Origin of the sequence: Pseudoalteromonas sp. K222D (assembly GCF_017653575.1) — a bacterium.
GTDB classification, from domain to species: Bacteria; Pseudomonadota; Gammaproteobacteria; order Enterobacterales; family Alteromonadaceae; genus Pseudoalteromonas; species Pseudoalteromonas nigrifaciens.
The window spans coordinates 94,139-112,026 of sequence record NZ_JAGGDL010000009.1 but is presented as its reverse complement, the minus strand read 5'-3'; the positions used below and the strand labels follow the sequence as shown (position 1 = coordinate 112,026).

Below are 17,888 nucleotides of genomic sequence, written 5' to 3'. Positions count from 1 at the left end.
GCGTACACAGCGCGAAATACAGTGATAGTATTTTGTATCGACCAAACTAACCTGACGTTTTCTTGCGATAGCCATGTGACACCCTGCTTAATTATTGCACTAAACAGAGCATAGTTAATTACACTGATATTACAAATATTAAGGTGGGTGTCTGTTCAATTTTTACCATGGTATTATTTATAAGATCTATATAATTATTGGAAATTAATTTAATGTTAAGATGCTTCACCGCTATATCTACAATATTGTTACTCTCTGGTTGTGCTAACAATGCAATTGTTGAGCTTCAAAAACTAGATTCAAAAAGTTTAACAAACAAAAATATACAAATAATCGATGATGGTAAAACTAAAGATTCAATTAAACATATCATTGCTGGCAAGTTAGATAAATACGGCTTTAAATATCAAATTGTCGATATTTCACAGTCTAACTCTAACGTAACAAATAACCCTAAGCTGACTTACTCTGCAAACTGGTGGTGGGACATGGCTAGTTATATGCGCTATTTGAACATTGAGATAAAAGACAACAGCCAAACTATCGCACTGGTAAAAATTGACACCGTGAAGTGTGGTGGTTTTGACAAGTTTGGTTCAGCCCAACGACGCACTGAGATCACCTTAGATTTACTCCTAAGTGACTTGAGCAAAGAAGAAGCCAATGAACTGATTTGTCTTGGTGGCCAACCCAAAAACTAATCTAAAAAATTGAATAATAAAATTAATGTGTTGTGGCCAATTAATTCTAGACACTGAATTAATTGGTCACAATAGTTGTTAAAAACGAGCCAAATTTGGCTCGTTTTTGTTTTACTGATAACTGACCGCTCCGCTCTATTCTGGATCATACCCCAAATTAGGCGACAGCCATCTTTCAGCTTCTTCCAGCGTCATATTGGTTCGTTTAGCGTAATCTTCAACCTGATCCTTTTGTACCGCTGCTACTGCGTAGTATTTTGCCTCAGGGTGTGAAAAGTACCAGCCCGAAACGGCCGCACCTGGCCACATGGCGTACGAGCTGGTTAGCTGCATGCCAATACGTTTTTCGGTGTCGAGCAACTGCCAAATTTTCTTTTTCTCGGTGTGCTCTGGGCACGCCGGGTAGCCGGGCGCTGGGCGAATACCTTGGTAGTTTTCGCGTATTAGCTCATCGTTTTCTAGGTTTTCATCTGGTGCAAAACCCCAGTATTCTTTACGTACTTGCTCGTGTAGGTACTCGGCAAACGCTTCGGCGAGCCTGTCGGCAACGGCTTTAATCATTATTTTGTTGTAGTCGTCTTGCTGGGCGTCAAACGCATTAGCTAGGTCGTCTTCTTCCAACCCCCCCGTTACTGCAAATGCGCCAAAGTAATCTGGCGTACCTTTTGGGGCTATGTAATCGGCTAGGCAGTAGTTAGCAAAGTCGGTTTTTTCGGTTTGCTGGCGTAAATGGCACGAGGTAGTTAACACCTCTTTGCGTGTTTCGTCTGTGTATATTTCTATGTCGTCGCCAACGCGGTTTGCAGGGAATAAACCAATTACACCCAGTGGTTGCAAACTGCCTGCTTTTTCAAGGTCGTCTAACATGTCGTTGGCGTCTTTAAATAAGCTTTGCGCTTGCTCGCCTACTACTTCATCGGTCATTATGCGCGGGTATTTACCAGCAATTGACCAGGTCATAAAGTATGGCGTCCAATCTATGTATTTACGCAGCGTAGTTATAGATACATTTTTAAACTCTTGCACGCCAAGCTGTTTAGGCACTGGTGGTGTGTAGTTATCCCAATCGAGTTTTGCGGCGTTATCGCGAGCACGCTGAATTGTCACTGGTTTTGAGCGTGGTTTTTTACGCGCCTGTTGCTCGCGTACTTTAACGTATTCGGCTTGTGTTTTTTCTAAAAAGTCACTTTTGTGCTCTTTCGATAATAAGTTTGAAACCACACCCACCGCACGGCTGGCGTTACTCACATACACTACGCCTTTATCGTACTGAGGCTCAATTTTAACGGCGGTGTGCGCTTTTGATGTAGTAGCACCACCAATTAACAGCGGCAGTTCAAAACCACGACGTTTCATTTCTTTGGCTACGTGCACCATTTCGTCAAGCGATGGGGTAATTAGCCCCGATAAACCAATAATATCGGCTTTTTCATCGATTGCGGTTTGCAGTATTTTATCAGCAGGCACCATTACGCCTAAGTCGATTACTTCGTAGTTATTACATTGCAGTACTACGCCAACAATGTTTTTACCTATATCGTGTACGTCGCCTTTTACTGTGGCCATCACAATTTTGCCGTTGGTTGAACCTTCTTCTTTTTCAAGCTCAATGTAGGGGTCTAGGTAGGCTACGGCGCGCTTCATTACACGGGCCGATTTAACTACTTGTGGTAAAAACATTTTACCTGCACCAAATAAGTCACCTACTACGTTCATGCCGTCCATTAACGGACCTTCAATTACGTGAATAGGTTTAGCGGCAGCAGCGCGGCACTCTTCGGTATCTACTTCTATGTATTCGGTAATTCCTTTAACAAGGGCATGCTCAAGGCGTTTTTCAACGCTCCAACTGCGCCATTCTAAATCTTCAACGCGCTCAGCTTGTGCCATGCCTGAGTACTTAGGCGCAAGCTCTACTAAACGCTCGCCTGCACCTGGATCGGTGTTGAGTATTACGTCTGTAACGGCTTTGCGTAGTTCTTCTGGTATGTCGTCGTAAACCGCCAGTTGCCCCGCGTTAACAATCCCCATATCCATACCCGCTTGAATAGCGTGATATAAAAATACTGAGTGAATAGCTTCACGTACTGGGTTATTACCGCGAAACGAAAACGACACATTCGACACCCCACCCGACACTTTACAGTGCGGCAAATTTTGCTTTATGCGCCGTGTGCCTTCAATAAATTCGACCGCGTAGTTGTCGTGCTCTTCTATCCCTGTGGCTACAGCAAATATATTTGGGTCAAAAATAATGTCTTCGGGCGCAAAGCCAACGTCTTCTACTAATATTTTGTAGCTACGCTCACATATTTCAAACTTTCTATCGGCGGTGGCGGCTTGGCCGTCGGTGTCAAAGGCCATAACTACAGCCGCTGCACCAAAACGTTTAATGGTTTTGGCTTGACGAATAAACGGCTCTTCGCCTTCTTTTAACGAAATTGAGTTAACAATGGCTTTGCCTTGAATACACTTTAAACCGGCTTCTATTACTTCCCATTTAGAGGAGTCGACCATGATAGGTACGCGAGAAATGTCGGGCTCTGAGGCAATTAAATTTAAAAACTTAACCATGGCGGCTTTTGAATCCAACATGGCTTCGTCCATGTTTATATCAATTACCTGCGCGCCGTTTTCTACTTGCTCGCGGGCAACAGTTAGCGCGGTTTCATAGTCTTCTTCCATGATCAAACGTTTAAACATGGCGGAGCCGGTTACATTGGTACGTTCGCCGACATTAGTAAATACAGCTATTTTTTGAGTCATGTTGGCGGCTCCTTAATTTAAGTTACAGGCTTCGAGGCCCGATAAACGCATGCGTACTTCAATTTCTGGCAACTGGCGTGGCTTAACGCCTTCAAGCCCTTTTGCAAAGGCGCGAATATGCGCAGGTGTGGTGCCGCAGCAACCACCTACAATATTAATAAAGCCCGACTTACCCCAATCAATAATTTCGGTTGCCATTTCTTTTGCTTCTAGGTCGTAGCCACCAAATTCGTTAGGCAAGCCTGCATTGGGATGCACTGAGGTAAAGGTTTCGCATACACGCGACAACTCTTGCACATATTGGCGCAGTAAATCTGGGCCTAAGGCGCAGTTAAGGCCAATAGAAAGCGGCTTAATATGACGGATAGAGTTGTAAAAGGCTTCGGTAGTTTGCCCCGAAAGCGTACGCCCAGAGGCATCGGTAATAGTGCCGGAGATCATAACTGGTAATGTGCGCCCTGCTTGCTCAAACGCTTCCTCTACTGCAAACGATGCAGCTTTAGCATTGAGGGTATCGAATATGGTTTCGATTAAAATAATATCGGCGCCACCTTCCATCAGTGCCAAGGTCGATTCTACATAGGCAGTAACTAAACGATCAAAAGTAACATTACGATAGCCCGGATCGTTTACATCTGGCGACAATGAACAAGTTTTTGATGTTGGCCCAAGTACGCCTGCTACATAACGTGGTTTTTCGGGTGTTTTAGCACTAAACTCATCGCAAAGTAGCCGTGCCAATTTTGCCGACTCTAGGTTTATTTCACGGCTTAGATTAGCCATGTCGTAATCTTCCATCGAAATGGTGGTGGAGTTAAAGGTATTGGTTTCGATAATATCGGCACCGGCAGCTAAAAAGCTACGATGAATATCGGTAATTATTTTAGGCTGCGTAAGGCTTAGTAAATCGTTATTACCGCGAATAAGTACATGCCAATCTTTAAAGCGCTCACCGCGATAGTCTTGCTCTTCTAATTGGTGTGCTTGGATCATAGTGCCCATAGCGCCGTCTAAAATTAAAATTCGCTCTTTTAACGCTGCACTTAGTTCGTCGTGCTTATTTTGGTCATTATTAAGAGGGTTATTCGGCATAGTTGTTAGTCCTTACGTCTTGGCTAACTAAATTAATATCATAGGGTGTAGTTTGGTACACGTAATAATTTAACCAGTTCGAAAAAAGTAAAAAAGCATGGCTTTGCCACGTTTTTGAAGGTTGTTTAGTTGCATCATCATCTGGAAAGTAATTTTCGGGTTTGGGCGCATTGTCGCTTTTTTCGCAATCGCGTTGGTATTCAGCTTTTAACGAGTCGGCGTCATACTCTGGGTGGCCGGTAATAAACACTTGGCTGCCCGACTTATTTTTAACTAAGTAAGCACCTACTTTCTTAGAACCCGCTAGCACGACTAGTTCATTGCAAGCATTTATTTTATTTACATCTACATGGCCATAACGCGAATGCGGTACTAAAAAGGTGTCGTCAAAGCCGCGCGTTAACGCCCCATGTTCAAAATAACATTGGTGCGTAAATACGCCGCACAGTTTATCGGTTTTTAAATCGCGCTTTATTTTATAATGATGATAAAGCGCTGCATGCGCTGCCCAACACGAAAAAAGTGTAGACGTAACATGCTGCTCAGCCCAATCTAAAATTGCGGTAAACTCATCCCAGTATGCTACATCCTGGTACTCTAAATGCGCTAGCGGCGCGCCGGTAACTATTAATGCATCGTAGTTATTGTTTTTTACTTCTGAAAAATAACGATAAAAAGTGTCTAGGTGCTGCTCTGAATTACTGCTACTGCGATGAGTGTCAAGACGCAGTAGTTCTACATTTACTTGCAAGGGCGAATTGGCAAGCAAACGAATAAACTGTACTTCGGTTTCAACTTTATTAGGCATTAAGTTAAGAATAGCCAAACGCATGGGGCGAATTTCTTGCGTTTTTGCACGAGTTTGTGGCATTACAAATACGTTTTCTTGGCGCAGGCGAGCAATAGCTGGTAGCTCGTCTTTTACTGTAATTGGCATCCTTTTACTCCTATTCATCAAAACCGAAAACTTATTATGAACAGATAAGAAAAAATATCAACCAATAGATGTATAGATGTCTAAATATCCAAATGAAATTTTTTCATCCTATTTTATAATCGTTTTTGCGCACTTTATAGTTTGTTTGTCGGTTTAAAATTGGCCATTCGTTGACTGCCTCACCCGTCAACCACTACAATAGAGCATTGTAATTTTTATTATTATTTGAAGGTTTTTTCCATGGTTTTACCTGATAAATTTATATTCTCGATGAGTCGAGTTTCTAAGGTTGTGCCACCTAAGCGCACTATCTTAAAAGACATCTCGTTACACTTTTTCCCGGGCGCTAAAATTGGTGTGCTTGGTTTAAACGGCTCTGGTAAATCAACATTGCTACGTATTATGGCCGGTGTTGACCAAGACTTTGAAGGTGATGCCTTTCCACAACCAGGCACTAAAATTGGTTACTTACCGCAAGAACCTGTTTTAGACGAAAGCAAAACCGTACGCGAAATTGTTGAGCAAGCTGTTGGCGAAGTTAAATACGCGCTTAAACGCCTTGACGAAGTGTATAACGAATACGCCATGGAAGACGCTGACTTTGACGCACTTGCAAAAGAGCAAGGCGAGCTTGAAGCGGTTATTCAAGCGCACGATGGTCACAACATAGACAACGTTTTAGAGCGCGCTGCCGATGCACTACGTTTACCTGAGTGGGATGCTAAAATTGAGCACCTTTCGGGTGGTGAGCGCCGCCGTGTTGCTATATGCCGACTGTTACTTGAAAAACCAGACATGCTTATTCTCGATGAGCCAACTAACCACTTAGACGCTGAGTCGGTTGCCTGGTTAGAGCGCTTCTTACACGATTACGAAGGCACAGTTGTGGCGGTAACGCATGACCGTTACTTCCTAGATAATGTAGCAGGTTGGATTTTAGAGCTTGACCGTGGTGAAGGTATTCCATGGGAAGGTAACTACTCTTCGTGGTTAGAGCAAAAAGATGCGCGCCTACAACAAGAGCAAAAATCTGAAAAAGCACGTCAAAAGTCAATTGCACAAGAGCTTGAATGGGTTCGTTCAAACCCTAAAGGCCGCCAAGCTAAGTCAAAAGCACGTATGGCGCAGTTTACCGAAATGCAGCAGTCTGATTATCAAAAACGTAACGAAACCAACGAAATGTTTATTCCGCCTGGCCCACGTTTAGGGGATCAAGTGCTTGAAATAACTAACTTACGTAAAAGCTTTGGCGACCGTGTATTAATCGACGATTTAAGCTTTAGCATGCCAAAAGGTGCCATTGTGGGCATTATTGGTGCTAACGGCGCGGGTAAATCAACACTGTTTAAAATGATCAGCGGCGAGCAACAGCAAGACAGCGGCAACATCACCATAGGTGAAAGCGTACACATTGCAACGGTTGATCAGTTCCGTGACGGTATGGACGAAAGCAAAACTGTTTTCCAAGAAATATCTGACGGGCAAGACGTACTTAAAATTGGTAATTTTGAGTTCCCAAGCCGTGCTTACGTTAGCCGTTTTAACTTTAAAGGTAACGATCAGCAAAAGTTTGTTAAAGACCTATCGGGTGGTGAGCGTAACCGTTTACACCTTGCTAAGTTATTAAAAGCTGGCGGTAACGTGTTACTACTCGATGAGCCAACTAACGACTTGGACGTTGAAACACTACGTGCACTAGAAAACGCTATTTTAGAGTTTCCTGGTTGTGTAATGTGTATATCGCATGACCGTTGGTTCCTTGACCGTATCGCTACACATATTTTAGATTACCGCGACGAAGGCCAAATTAACTTCTTTGATGGTAACTACACTGAGTACGAAGAGTGGCTTAAAAAGAAGTTAGGTGCTGAGGCAACTCAACCTAAGCGTATTAAGTACAAAAAGATTGGTTAATAGCTAATTTTAAGCTCTAGGCAATAATTAAGCCCTGCATTTATGTAGGGCTTTTGTTTTATAACTATAACTACAAATAGAATTTTATGACCCTAAATCCTCACTTGCCGTTAGTTTATCATCCTAATTACTCGTTTAGCTTTGATCCTAAACATCGCTTTGTAATGAGTAAATTTGCACATTTATACCAGCACGTTAAGCAGTTAGGATTAGTTGGCGATAACTTAGTACAGCCGTTATTAGGTACGCCAGAGGCACTAGAATTAGTACACTGCGAAAACTATATTCACGACCTATATCATAATCAATTAGACGAAAAAGCCATGCGCCGTATTGGTCTACCTTGGTCAAAAGAGCTAATGGCGCGTACCTTTACAGCCCCACAAGGTACACTACAAACCGCTCGCTTAGCCCTTAAACACGGTATGGCATGCCATTTAGCAGGCGGTACACACCACGCGCATACTGATTTTGGCTCAGGCTATTGCATGGTTAACGACTTGGCTTTTACTACGCAAACACTCATTGAGTCGGGTGAGGTTACTAATGTACTTATTTTTGATTTAGACGTACATCAAGGCGATGGCACCGCGGCCATGCTGCAACATCAGCCTTATGCGTATACCTGCTCGATTCATTGCGAAAAAAACTTTCCGTTTCGTAAATCCCCTAGCGATTTAGATATTGGCTTAACTAACAATATGCAAGACGCTGAGTATTTAGGCATAGTTGACGACACTCTGCAATTTTTGCTCAAGGAGCTAAACCCCGATTTAGTGCTGTACGATGCGGGAGTTGATGTGTGGCAACAAGACGGTTTAGGCAAACTCGATATTAGCTGGCAAGGTATAGAGCAGCGCGATCATCTCGTACTTAAACGCTGCCTTGAGCACAACACTCCGGTAGCTACGGTTATTGGCGGCGGTTACGACAGAGATCACCAGCGTTTAGCTCAGCGTCATGGCATTGTAGTTGAGCAAGCAGCACGTTTTTAATAGTTTTAGAGTTTTGGTATAAATACATATTGCAGCGGGCGTTAAAACGAAAAAAGGCTCCTCGAATATCTCAGAGCCTTTGTTAACTTTGGAATTAACTCGGTACTATTAACTCGGTACTATTAACTAGGTGTATTAATTAGGTGTATTAATTAGGTGTATTAACTAGGTATGATTAAATTAACCGCAACTTAAACTTAATTAAGTACGAGTAACTGCGGCGCTATGCTTTGATAATCTACCGCCATAGCAATACTAAGTGCGGTAATATTAATAATTGAAAACGCGAATACTTGACGCGCCCAGCCGCTTATATCTATATTACGACGATAGCCCCGCAGCGCCATTAACAGCCACCAAAAACTAGTAATACAGGCAACCGCCATAAAAGCAGCACCGGTATAACCACTAATAGGTAGCAGCATTACAACCAAGGCATATATGGCAATATAAAGCACAATATGGCGTTTTGCTTTATCAATACCTTGCGCTACAGGTAATACAGGAATACCCGCTGCTTGGTAATCTTTAAAGCGAAAAATAGCAATGGCGTATGAGTGCGGCATTTGCCACAGGCTAAACATTACCAGTAAAATTAATGCCCCCATATCAAACTCCCCAGATACTGCACAGTAACCAACAACTGGTGGCACAGCCCCCGATAAACTGCCAATAAAAGTGCCATAAACTGAGTTACGCTTCATGTAAAGGCTATAAACCCCTACATAAATAAAGTAACCAAAGGCGGCAAAAAATACTGCTGCAGGAGTGGTATAAGCTATTAATAAACCAAAGCCTATAATCCCCAATACCACCCCATGACATAAAGCAGCCATTGCAGACATTTCGCCCGTTACTGTTACCCGGGTGCGAGTACGCGCCATGGCAATATCTATATCTCGGTCAATCACATTATTAATAGCACAACCTGATGCAACCACTAGCGATAAGCCAATTAAGGTAGCAACCATTAGCCATGGGTTTATATCACCGCGGGAGGCTAGTAAAAACCCGCCCGCTACGCTGATTAAGTTACCCATAATAATACCTGGCTTAGTTACTGATAAATAACGACGAAACATCTTTAGCTCCTAATACATCATCATTGCGTTAGATTCGTAAATAATCCAAACAGATAGCCCAACCACCATAACAATAATTAGGGCACTGAATAAAAACGAGAAGGTACTTGCACGGCCATCTTCAGTAATAAAATTAAGGTGTAAAAAGTATTTTAAATGCACCCAAATTTGTACTACGGCTAGAGTAATAATGCTGTAAAGCGTGGTTGCTTTTGAAAAGTCGCCACTCATTACCATATAAAATGGTATAGCGGTTAAAATTACCGACAATACAAAACCAATTAAATAACTTTTAACACTGCCGTGAGATTCATCGTGGTGATGCTCATTTTGCATTTGCTTTAAAGCATGTGTTTCGCTGTGGCTCATTACATTGCTCCCATTAAATAAACTAGGGTGAATACACAAATCCACACAATATCTAAAAAGTGCCAAAACAAGCTTAAGCAGCTCAAACGCGTTATGGTTGCTTTACCTAAGCCACGTTTAGCAACTTCAATCATCATTACACTCATCCAAATTAAACCTGCGGTTACGTGTAAACCATGCAAGCCAACTAATGCAAAAAACGAGGTTAAAAAAGCACTTTTTTGTGGACCATTGCCATGCACAATTAGGTGATTAAATTCGTAAACCTCCATACTAATAAACACCACACCTAAACAAAAAGTAACCGCTAACCATATTAAGGTCAGCGCCTTTTTTTGCCCTTGCGCGGCTATCATTGCAAAACCAAAGGTAATACTACTAATAAGCAGTGCGGCAGTTTCTACTGCTACAAAGTCGAGTTCAAAAATATCTTTACCCGATACGCCGCCAGCGGTGTTCATAAACAACACCGCGTAGGTAGCAAAAAACGAGGCAAACAATAGGCAATCGGTCATTAAGTAAAGCCAAAAACCAAAAGTAGTATTACTAGAGGTATCATGATGCGCGTGAGCATCATGATCCTGTTTGGTATTTACAATTGCAGAGTTTAAAGTTACTGACTCTTGACTAACAGACAAGGTACTCATGCGTTTAGCTCCTTATCAGTGGCTAAAATAGTGGCACTTAAGTTATGTGCTTGTTCAATACGTGCTACTTCGTCGGGCTGCACATAGTAGTCAACATCGCTTGCATAACAACGTTTGATAAATATAGCTATGCCTCCTGCTAAACCTGCCGCAGCTAACCACCAAATATGCCAGATCATGGCAAAACAAAATGCGGTTAAACTAGCAGCCATAAGTACCCCTGCCGAAGTGTTTTTAGGCATATGAATTGGGCTATAGCTTATTTTACCTTGATAAGCTTGGCCTTTTTCTTTCATGTCGGTCCAGGCATCAATATCGTCAACATGCGGTATTTGGGCAAAGTTATAAGCCTGTGGTGGTGACGATGTTGACCACTCAAGCGTGTGACCGTTCCATGGATCGCCGGTAGCATCGTCAAGTGCTTCACGGTCTCTAAAGCTCACATACAATTGAATTACTTGGCAAATAATACCAAACATAATAATGACTGCGCCTACTGCAGCTATGTATAACCAAATATTCCAATCTGGGTTATTGGTGTGATTTAAACGACGGGTCATACCTAAAAAGCCTAATACGTACAGCGGCATAAACGCGACAAAAAAGCCAATAATCCAACACCAAAATGCGCATTTACCCCAGCCTTCATTTAGCTTAAAGCCCATTGCTTTAGGGAACCAAAATGCAAAGCCAGCAAGGTAGCCAAATACCGCGCCACCAATAATAGTATTATGAAAATGCGCGATTAAAAACAAACTGTTATGCAGTACGTAGTCAGCACCAGGTATTGCTAATAGCACTCCGGTCATGCCACCTACGGTAAAGGTAACCATAAAGCCAAGCGTCCACAATACGGGTACGGTTATACGTAAACGACCACGGTAAATAGTAAATAACCAGTTGAACAATTTAACCCCGGTTGGTACGGCAATAACCATGGTCATTACCCCGAAAAACGCATTAACGTTGGCGCTCGAACCCATGGTAAAAAAGTGATGTAACCACACAATAAAGCCTAAAATAGAGATAGCACCACTGGCGTAAATCATCGACTTATAACCAAATAGACGTTTGCTGGTAAAGGTAGAAATTATTTCAGAGAACACACCAAATGCTGGCAGCACTAAAATATAAACCTCTGGATGACCCCACGCCCAAAATAGGTTGATGTACATCATGGCGTTTCCGCCCAGATCATTGGTAAAGAAGTGAAAATCGAGATAACGGTCAAGCGTTAGCATGGCCAATACGGCTGTTAAAATAGGGAATGATGCGGCAATTAAAATATTAGCCCATGTACAGGTCCAAGTAAAAACCGGCATTTTCATTAAGCTCATACCTGGTGCACGCATTTTAAACACGGTAACTAAAAAGTTCACTGCGGTTAATAATGTGCCAAGCCCTGATATTTGCAACGCCCATATATAATAGTCGACCCCCACCCCGGCACTAAAAGTTAGCTCCGAGAGCGGTGGATAAGCCACCCAACCTGTTTTTGCAAACTCACCAAAAATAAGTGACAAATTAATTAAAATAGCGCCACTGGCAGTAAGCCAAAAGCTTAAGTTATTTAAAAATGGAAAAGCGACATCACGTGCGCCAATTTGCAATGGCACTATAATATTCATTAAACCTATCATAAATGGCATGGCCATAAAGATGATCATAATAACGCCGTGTGCGGTAAATATTTGGTCGTAATGTTCTGGTGGCAAATATCCAGGAGCGCCACTGGTAGCAAGTGCTAACTGAGCACGCATCATAATGGCATCAGAAAACCCACGAAATAGCATAATTAACGCTAATAAAATGTACATTACGCCTAAGCGTTTATGATCAACCGAGGTGATCCAGTCGCGCCACAGCACGCCCCATTTTTTATATTTTGTAATAAGCCTGGCAATAATAAGCCCAGCTAATGCAATAACGGCCATGGTTACCATAATAATGGGTTCATGAAACGGAATTGCATCCATTGAAAGTTTACCTAAAAACAACATGGCTATTCCTCGCCTTGGCTGTGAGATGAGTGCGTTGAATGCTCGCCCATTGCAGGGTGCTTTTTATTCATATCGCCGTGTGCGCCCATATATTTCATCACTATGGTATGAAATAAGCCTGCTTCAACGTCGCCGTAATAGGCCACCTGGTTGTTTTCGCTCGCTTTAGCCAGCTCAACATAATTTGCATGAGTAAGGTTATTACCTTGTGCTTTAATATCGCTTACCCATTTGTCAAAACCGGCTTGGGTAGGAGTAGCAATGGCATTAAACTTCATACCGGTAAAACCTGCACCACTGTAATTGGCCGAAAAACCTTTAAAAGTACCCGGTTCATTGGCGATTAAATGCAGCTTGGTTTCCATGCCAGCCATTGAGTATATTTGACTCCCCAATTGCGGAATAAAAAATGAATTCATGGTGCTCTCTGAAGTGATTTTATATTCAACCGGTACATTTGCCGGAAACACTAATTCGTTAACCGTAGCAATGCCTTGCTCAGGGTAAATAAATAACCACTTCCAGTTTAGCGATACCACTTCAACAGTGAGGTGCTTGCCTTTGCCTTCAATTGGTTTATAAGGGTCTAACGCTTGCGTAGACTGCCAAGTAATAACACCTAAAATAACAACAATAACAATAGGAACAGCCCACACAACAGCTTCAATCTTATTAGAATGAGCCCATTTGGGAGCGTAAATTTCATGAGTTTGTGTGTCTCTATATTTCCAAGCGAAATATAAAGTCATCACAATAACGGGGATCACTACCAGTAACATAAGCACAGTAGCTATGATGATTAAGTTTTTCTCATCAATGCCTATCTGCCCTTTTGGATCGAGTATCCCGCCTTTACAGCCTGACAACGCCAGTACTGTACTAGCTAAAGCAATATTACAGAGGTTACGAATTATCAAGGGACTATCCTACAAACCTAAAAGTTCTAAGGTGCTGCTTTAAAATAGCGCTAAGCAACGGTTTATCGGTAAACCCAAGTTAACTAATATCAAATTATAAAAAAATAAGGGGGCTATTCAAAATCTAAAGCTCATGCCAATAAAAACCTAGCAACAAACCCAGCTTTCTAAACGCATTTATATAACGTAATAAAAGTTAACTTGGGTGAGTGGTGGTTGGCTGAAATGTGTTTAAAAAACACTGAGCTACTTTGTTTACAACAGGCTAATTATTTACAGCAAGACAAAATAATTAAACCAATAACAAGGGGTAACCTTACAGACAACCTGTAAAGCTAGGTGGAGCACGACAACCATGTGCGGCTTGCACTGGTTGGCTAACTTTAGCCTCGCTAAAAGCAAAGGCTGCTTTACGGAGGATTATTCCAGCACGACGTGCTGAAAATGTATGAAACAATAACCAACAAAGGCCAATAAGTAACTGGCTAGAAATAATCGGATAAGCCAAAAATTCAGCTATTGTAAGTAATAATGATTCTATAACCGAGTTATCACTTAATAAGGCTTCAAGGCTAAATACATCCTCTACAGCTCCGCTTAGCAGCATTAAGGTATTAAATACAATTAATGTTACAGCCACGCACACGCCTTTTCCTACCTTATTCAAGCGCCCACACAATGCACTCTCGCCAAAGGCAAGTTCCACATTAGTATGCTTACAAGATAGTGCGTTCAAAGACATTAACCTACTTAAATGACTAATAACAAAAATAACTCAATACGCAAATAGTGAAAAATCACATCTGCTGTAAGCCTAAAATCAGCTGCTAAATACAATTAGATCCGGTTAGCACAAATTAGCTAAGTGGCAATTGATTTGCATCAATCAAACTTTCAAAACTTACTGAAAGTTCGAACGTGAGTATAACAAAGCGAGTGTGCGGCACAAGAAAAAATTAATATTTTTTAAAAAGAGTTTTCTTTAAACTCGAGTAACATAATACCCGTGTGCATAACTGTTTGAGTTCGTATAAAAAGCAGATACTAAAAAGCCCCCAATAATTAAATATTGAGGGCTTTTTTACGTATGTTTTAAATAAAAATACGTTACATAATTTGGTTTTCTTTCCAAACTTGCTCTTTTGCCATGCGCTGTTTGCGTTTATCACACGGATCATCGCAATCGCAGGCTTTATCAATACCTACGGCACCTAGGCCACCGCAACTGCCAGCCATAGATTTTTTTTGTACAATCATGCCCACAGCCATCGCTGCCACAATCAAAATAAGTAAAGTAAAAGTGAGAAGAAAAAGTGACATTGCTTAGCCCCTATTGTTCAGCAATAAATTAGGCTCAAACATATTTGAGCAACTGTTATTATATACCTTAGTGATTAAAATATAAACCTAAGCGTTATAAATAAGGCTTAAATGCAGGGCTTGAATATGTTATTAAACCCTCATCTGACTTTCCTATTAAATACACTGGTAAATCATGTTTTTGTGCATAAGCTTGGGCTTTTTTCATACCCATTACAGTTAATGCCGTTGCAAGCCCGTCTGCTGTCATAGCACTTGGGTGCAATACTGTTACCGATACTAAATCGTGACGGCTAGGCATACCGGTTACTGGATCAATTAAGTGGCTGTATGTTTCACCTTCCATTTCATAAAAAATACGGTAATCGCCCGATGTAGCAATGCCATTGGTGCCTGGCGCTAAAACTCTGTGCACTTCGCGCTCACCTGGCTGTGCATCTGGTTGTTCAATGGCTATTTTCCAATCTTGATTATTGGGTTTAACACCGCTTATACGCAGCTCGCCACCAATTTCTACCATATAGTTACTAATATTATGGCTTTCTAATAGTTGCGCTACTTTATCTATGCCATAACCTTTAGCGGTTGCCGAAAACGTCAGCTCTAAGCCATCAACGGTTTTAGCCAAACCTTGCTCGGTTAAGGTAAGTTTATCAACGCCAATATTTGCCAACATTTTTGCTAGGGCTGCATCGCTTGGGCGCTTAGTTGGTTTTTTATTAGGGCCAAAACCCCATAAATCAATGAGCGGCCCCATAGTAACATCGAGAGTTTTAGTTGATTCGCCTAATCGAATTGACTCAGTAACAACCGCTCTAAAGTCTGCACTTATTGGCATTACTTCATTGGCTGGTAAACGGTTAAAAGTGTTTATTTCAGAGTCAGGTATGTACGTTGACATAGACTGATTTATATCGTGTAAAACAGCATCAACTTCCTCTTTAAGCACTACTACGTCGCGCTGAGGCTGCTCATCGTAAAATTTAATATGGTAAGTAGTACCCATTGTTTTACCTTCTAGGTAAAAGCTCTCTGGCTGCGGTTTTTCATTACATCCACTAAGTAAAAAAATCAGCGATATTAAAAACAAGGCCATTATGCCTTGGGGAATACTTACACGATTCATCACAACCCTACTTCCATTAATTTAAGAATAAAACTTTATGAATAAAAAAGCCTCGTAGCATAATATGCTACGAGGCTGATATTTTAACCAAAACTAAGTTGTTTTGATATAGATCTTGTTGATCTTTAAGGATTGAAATAGGTTCAACCCATTTAGCTATTAGCCACCGAAATCATCTAGTAAGATATTCTCGTCTTCAACACCTAAATCTTTAAGCATAGTAATAACTGCCGCGTTCATCATTGGAGGACCACACATGTAGTACTCACAATCTTCAGGGGCTTCGTGATCTTTAAGATAGTTCTCAAATAACACGTTATGGATAAAGCCTGTGTAGCCTTCCCAGTTATCTTCTGCTTGCGGATCTGAAAGCGCGGTGTGCCAAACGAAGTTATCGTTTTCAGCAGCTAGGCCGTCAAAATCTTCAACATAGAACATTTCGCGTCTAGAACGTGCACCATACCAAAAGCTCATCTTACGCTTAGAGTTCAAACGTTTAAGTTGATCAAAGATATGAGAACGCATTGGCGCCATACCAGCACCACCACCAACGAAGATCATTTCTGCGTCAGTATTTTTAGCGAAGAACTCACCAAATGGACCAGAAATAGTTACTTTATCGCCTTTAGTTAGTGACCAAATGTACGAAGACATTTTACCACATGGCAGGCTTAGGTTTCTTGGCGGTGGAGCAGCAATACGCACGTTAAGCATAATGATGCCTTCTTCTTCTGGGTAGTTAGCCATTGAGTAAGCACGAATTGTTTCTTCGTCTACTTTTGACTCCAGGTCGAAGAAACCAAAATGGTTCCAATCACCACGATATTCTTCTGGAACATCGAAATCAGCATATTTAACATGATGAGGTGGCGCTTCGATTTGGATGTAACCACCCGCACGGAACGGCACTGACTCGCCATCTGGAATTTGTAGTACAAGTTCTTTAATGAACGTTGCTTTGTTATCGTTAGAGATAACTTCACAATCCCATTTTTTAACACCGAAAATTGACTCTTCAAGCTCAATTTCCATGTCATTTTTAACATTTACCTGACACGCTAAACGACAGCCTTCACGGGCTTCACCTTTAGAAATGTGATCAAGTTCAGTTGGCAGAATATCGCCGCCACCTTCTTTAATGTGTACACGACACTGACCACAAGAGCCACCGCCACCACATGCAGAAGATACGAAAATACCTGACTCAGATAGCGCGCCTAATAGCTTGCTACCTGCTGATGTTTTAATGGCTTTGTCTGGGTCGCCATTAATCCCAATGATGATATCGCCACTTGCAACTAACTGAGATTTAGCACCAATGATCACTAAAACTAGTAGTACAACGATAGCGATGAAAACACCAACTCCTAAGAAAATATCAGTATAACCCATGATTTATCCTCGCTACCTTTACAGTGAAATACCAGAGAATGACATAAAGCCAAGAGCCATTAAGCCAACAGTAATAAAGGTAATACCTAAACCACGTAAGCCATCTGGAACGTCTGAATATTTCATTTTCTCACGGATACCTGCAAGTAATGTAATTGCAAGTGCCCAACCAACACCAGCGCCAATACCATAAACCACAGACTCGCCGAAGTTATAGTTACGCTCAACCATGAAAGATACCGCACCAAAAATTGCACAGTTAACTGTGATTAGTGGTAAGAAGATACCTAACGCGTTGTAAAGTGCTGGGAAGAACTTATCTAATGCCATTTCCAAAATTTGCACAAGTGCTGCAATAACACCAATGAAAGTTAAGAAACGTAAAAAGCTAAGATCTGCATCTGGGTAACCAAGCCACGTAAGTGAACCCGGTGCTAACACTGCATGGTAAACTAAGTTGTTAACTGGTACCGAAATACCTAATACAACAATAACCGCTACACCTAGGCCAATTGATGTGGTTACTTTTTTAGATACTGCTAAAAAAGTACACATGCCTAAGAAGAATGATAACGCTAAGTTTTCAATAAAAACGGCTTTTACAAATAAACTAATATAATGTTCCACTGT

General features: G+C 41.5%; 16 protein-coding genes and 1 pseudogene. 3 read left to right on the top strand and 14 right to left on the bottom strand.

From position 1 onward, the window contains the following. A pseudogene (locus J5X91_RS07135) lies at positions 1-75 on the bottom strand (Mobile element protein); the annotation flags it as partial. A 137-nt stretch (positions 76-212) separates the two neighbouring features. On the opposite strand from J5X91_RS07135, the gene J5X91_RS07130 reads away from it, so the two are divergent. Further along, positions 213-701, top strand: a complete 489-nt coding sequence (locus tag J5X91_RS07130) for an Sbal_3080 family lipoprotein (RefSeq protein WP_011328878.1) — start codon at positions 213-215, stop codon at positions 699-701. A gap of 135 nt (positions 702-836) precedes the next feature. Here J5X91_RS07130 and metH read toward each other — a convergent pair whose 3' ends face one another. From metH to metA, 3 genes are read right to left on the bottom strand one after another with little or no spacing between them, the layout of a single operon-like run. After that, positions 837-3,467, bottom strand: a complete 2,631-nt coding sequence (gene metH, locus J5X91_RS07125; RefSeq protein WP_208834318.1) for a methionine synthase — start codon at positions 3,465-3,467, stop codon at positions 837-839. Positions 3,468-3,479: 12 nt separating this feature from the next. Further along, the gene (locus J5X91_RS07120) at positions 3,480-4,559 is read right to left on the bottom strand and encodes a homocysteine S-methyltransferase family protein (protein ID WP_011328880.1); all 1,080 of its coding nucleotides are present in this window, start codon (positions 4,557-4,559) and stop codon (positions 3,480-3,482) included. Beyond that, positions 4,549-5,496, bottom strand: a complete 948-nt coding sequence (gene metA, locus J5X91_RS07115) for a homoserine O-succinyltransferase (protein WP_182684505.1) — start codon at positions 5,494-5,496, stop codon at positions 4,549-4,551. The genes J5X91_RS07120 and metA overlap by 11 nt, the downstream gene beginning before the upstream one ends. A gap of 240 nt (positions 5,497-5,736) precedes the next feature. On the opposite strand from metA, the gene ettA reads away from it, so the two are divergent. Next, positions 5,737-7,410 carry an energy-dependent translational throttle protein EttA gene (ettA, locus tag J5X91_RS07110; protein ID WP_208834317.1) on the top strand — a complete coding sequence of 558 codons (1,674 nt, stop codon included), beginning with the start codon at positions 5,737-5,739 and terminating at the stop codon, positions 7,408-7,410. A gap of 86 nt (positions 7,411-7,496) precedes the next feature. Then, the gene (locus tag J5X91_RS07105) at positions 7,497-8,405 is read left to right on the top strand and encodes a histone deacetylase (RefSeq protein WP_011328883.1); all 909 of its coding nucleotides are present in this window, start codon (positions 7,497-7,499) and stop codon (positions 8,403-8,405) included. A gap of 197 nt (positions 8,406-8,602) precedes the next feature. Here J5X91_RS07105 and cyoE read toward each other — a convergent pair whose 3' ends face one another. The 10 genes from cyoE to nqrE all read right to left on the bottom strand — a co-directional run bounded on the left by cyoE (position 8,603) and on the right by nqrE (position 17,885). Then, complete coding sequence (gene cyoE, locus J5X91_RS07100; protein ID WP_208834316.1) at positions 8,603-9,487, bottom strand: heme o synthase; 885 nt, start codon at positions 9,485-9,487, stop codon at positions 8,603-8,605. 9 nt (positions 9,488-9,496) lie between these two features. Beyond that, entirely contained in the window at positions 9,497-9,856 is a 360-nt protein-coding gene (gene cyoD / locus J5X91_RS07095) for a cytochrome o ubiquinol oxidase subunit IV (protein ID WP_011328885.1), read from the bottom strand. Further along, positions 9,856-10,503 carry a cytochrome o ubiquinol oxidase subunit III gene (gene cyoC / locus J5X91_RS07090; RefSeq protein ID WP_244363778.1) on the bottom strand — a complete coding sequence of 216 codons (648 nt, stop codon included), beginning with the start codon at positions 10,501-10,503 and terminating at the stop codon, positions 9,856-9,858. The genes cyoD and cyoC overlap by 1 nt, the downstream gene beginning before the upstream one ends. Continuing rightward, the gene (cyoB, locus tag J5X91_RS07085) at positions 10,500-12,503 is read right to left on the bottom strand and encodes a cytochrome o ubiquinol oxidase subunit I (RefSeq protein WP_208834315.1); all 2,004 of its coding nucleotides are present in this window, start codon (positions 12,501-12,503) and stop codon (positions 10,500-10,502) included. The genes cyoC and cyoB overlap by 4 nt, the downstream gene beginning before the upstream one ends. A gap of 2 nt (positions 12,504-12,505) precedes the next feature. Next, a complete protein-coding gene (gene cyoA, locus J5X91_RS07080) occupies positions 12,506-13,420 on the bottom strand; it encodes a ubiquinol oxidase subunit II (protein WP_086993897.1) in 915 nt (304 codons plus the stop codon). Between the two features lie 316 nt (positions 13,421-13,736). After that, complete coding sequence (locus tag J5X91_RS07075; protein WP_208834319.1) at positions 13,737-14,156, bottom strand: hypothetical protein; 420 nt, start codon at positions 14,154-14,156, stop codon at positions 13,737-13,739. Between the two features lie 371 nt (positions 14,157-14,527). Then, on the bottom strand, positions 14,528-14,740 hold the full coding sequence (nqrM, locus tag J5X91_RS07070; protein ID WP_011328891.1) for a (Na+)-NQR maturation NqrM: 213 nt from the start codon (positions 14,738-14,740) through the stop codon (positions 14,528-14,530). A 94-nt stretch (positions 14,741-14,834) separates the two neighbouring features. Next, complete coding sequence (locus tag J5X91_RS07065; protein ID WP_011328892.1) at positions 14,835-15,866, bottom strand: FAD:protein FMN transferase; 1,032 nt, start codon at positions 15,864-15,866, stop codon at positions 14,835-14,837. A gap of 159 nt (positions 15,867-16,025) precedes the next feature. Then, positions 16,026-17,258 carry an NADH:ubiquinone reductase (Na(+)-transporting) subunit F gene (nqrF, locus tag J5X91_RS07060; RefSeq protein WP_086993904.1) on the bottom strand — a complete coding sequence of 411 codons (1,233 nt, stop codon included), beginning with the start codon at positions 17,256-17,258 and terminating at the stop codon, positions 16,026-16,028. An 18-nt stretch (positions 17,259-17,276) separates the two neighbouring features. Next, positions 17,277-17,885: an NADH:ubiquinone reductase (Na(+)-transporting) subunit E gene (nqrE, locus tag J5X91_RS07055; protein ID WP_011328894.1), complete on the bottom strand. Its 609-nt coding sequence runs from the start codon at positions 17,883-17,885 to the stop codon at positions 17,277-17,279. Positions 17,886-17,888: the final 3 nt, after the last annotated feature.

What these genes read in the sequence shown, in the direction of transcription:
- J5X91_RS07130 (WP_011328878.1), top strand. Translation starts at nt 213, where the DNA reads ATGTTAAGATGCTTCACCGCTATATCTACAATATTGTTACTCTCTGGT.
- metH (WP_208834318.1), bottom strand. Translation starts at nt 3,467, where the DNA reads ATGACTCAAAAAATAGCTGTATTTACTAATGTCGGCGAACGTACCAAT.
- J5X91_RS07120 (WP_011328880.1), bottom strand. Translation starts at nt 4,559, where the DNA reads ATGCCGAATAACCCTCTTAATAATGACCAAAATAAGCACGACGAACTA.
- metA (WP_182684505.1), bottom strand. Translation starts at nt 5,496, where the DNA reads ATGCCAATTACAGTAAAAGACGAGCTACCAGCTATTGCTCGCCTGCGC.
- ettA (WP_208834317.1), top strand. Translation starts at nt 5,737, where the DNA reads ATGGTTTTACCTGATAAATTTATATTCTCGATGAGTCGAGTTTCTAAG.
- J5X91_RS07105 (WP_011328883.1), top strand. Translation starts at nt 7,497, where the DNA reads ATGACCCTAAATCCTCACTTGCCGTTAGTTTATCATCCTAATTACTCG.
- cyoE (WP_208834316.1), bottom strand. Translation starts at nt 9,487, where the DNA reads ATGTTTCGTCGTTATTTATCAGTAACTAAGCCAGGTATTATTATGGGT.
- cyoD (WP_011328885.1), bottom strand. Translation starts at nt 9,856, where the DNA reads ATGAGCCACAGCGAAACACATGCTTTAAAGCAAATGCAAAATGAGCAT.
- cyoC (WP_244363778.1), bottom strand. Translation starts at nt 10,503, where the DNA reads ATGAGTACCTTGTCTGTTAGTCAAGAGTCAGTAACTTTAAACTCTGCA.
- cyoB (WP_208834315.1), bottom strand. Translation starts at nt 12,503, where the DNA reads ATGTTGTTTTTAGGTAAACTTTCAATGGATGCAATTCCGTTTCATGAA.
- nqrM (WP_011328891.1), bottom strand. Translation starts at nt 14,740, where the DNA reads ATGTCACTTTTTCTTCTCACTTTTACTTTACTTATTTTGATTGTGGCA.
- J5X91_RS07065 (WP_011328892.1), bottom strand. Translation starts at nt 15,866, where the DNA reads ATGAATCGTGTAAGTATTCCCCAAGGCATAATGGCCTTGTTTTTAATA.
- nqrF (WP_086993904.1), bottom strand. Translation starts at nt 17,258, where the DNA reads ATGGGTTATACTGATATTTTCTTAGGAGTTGGTGTTTTCATCGCTATC.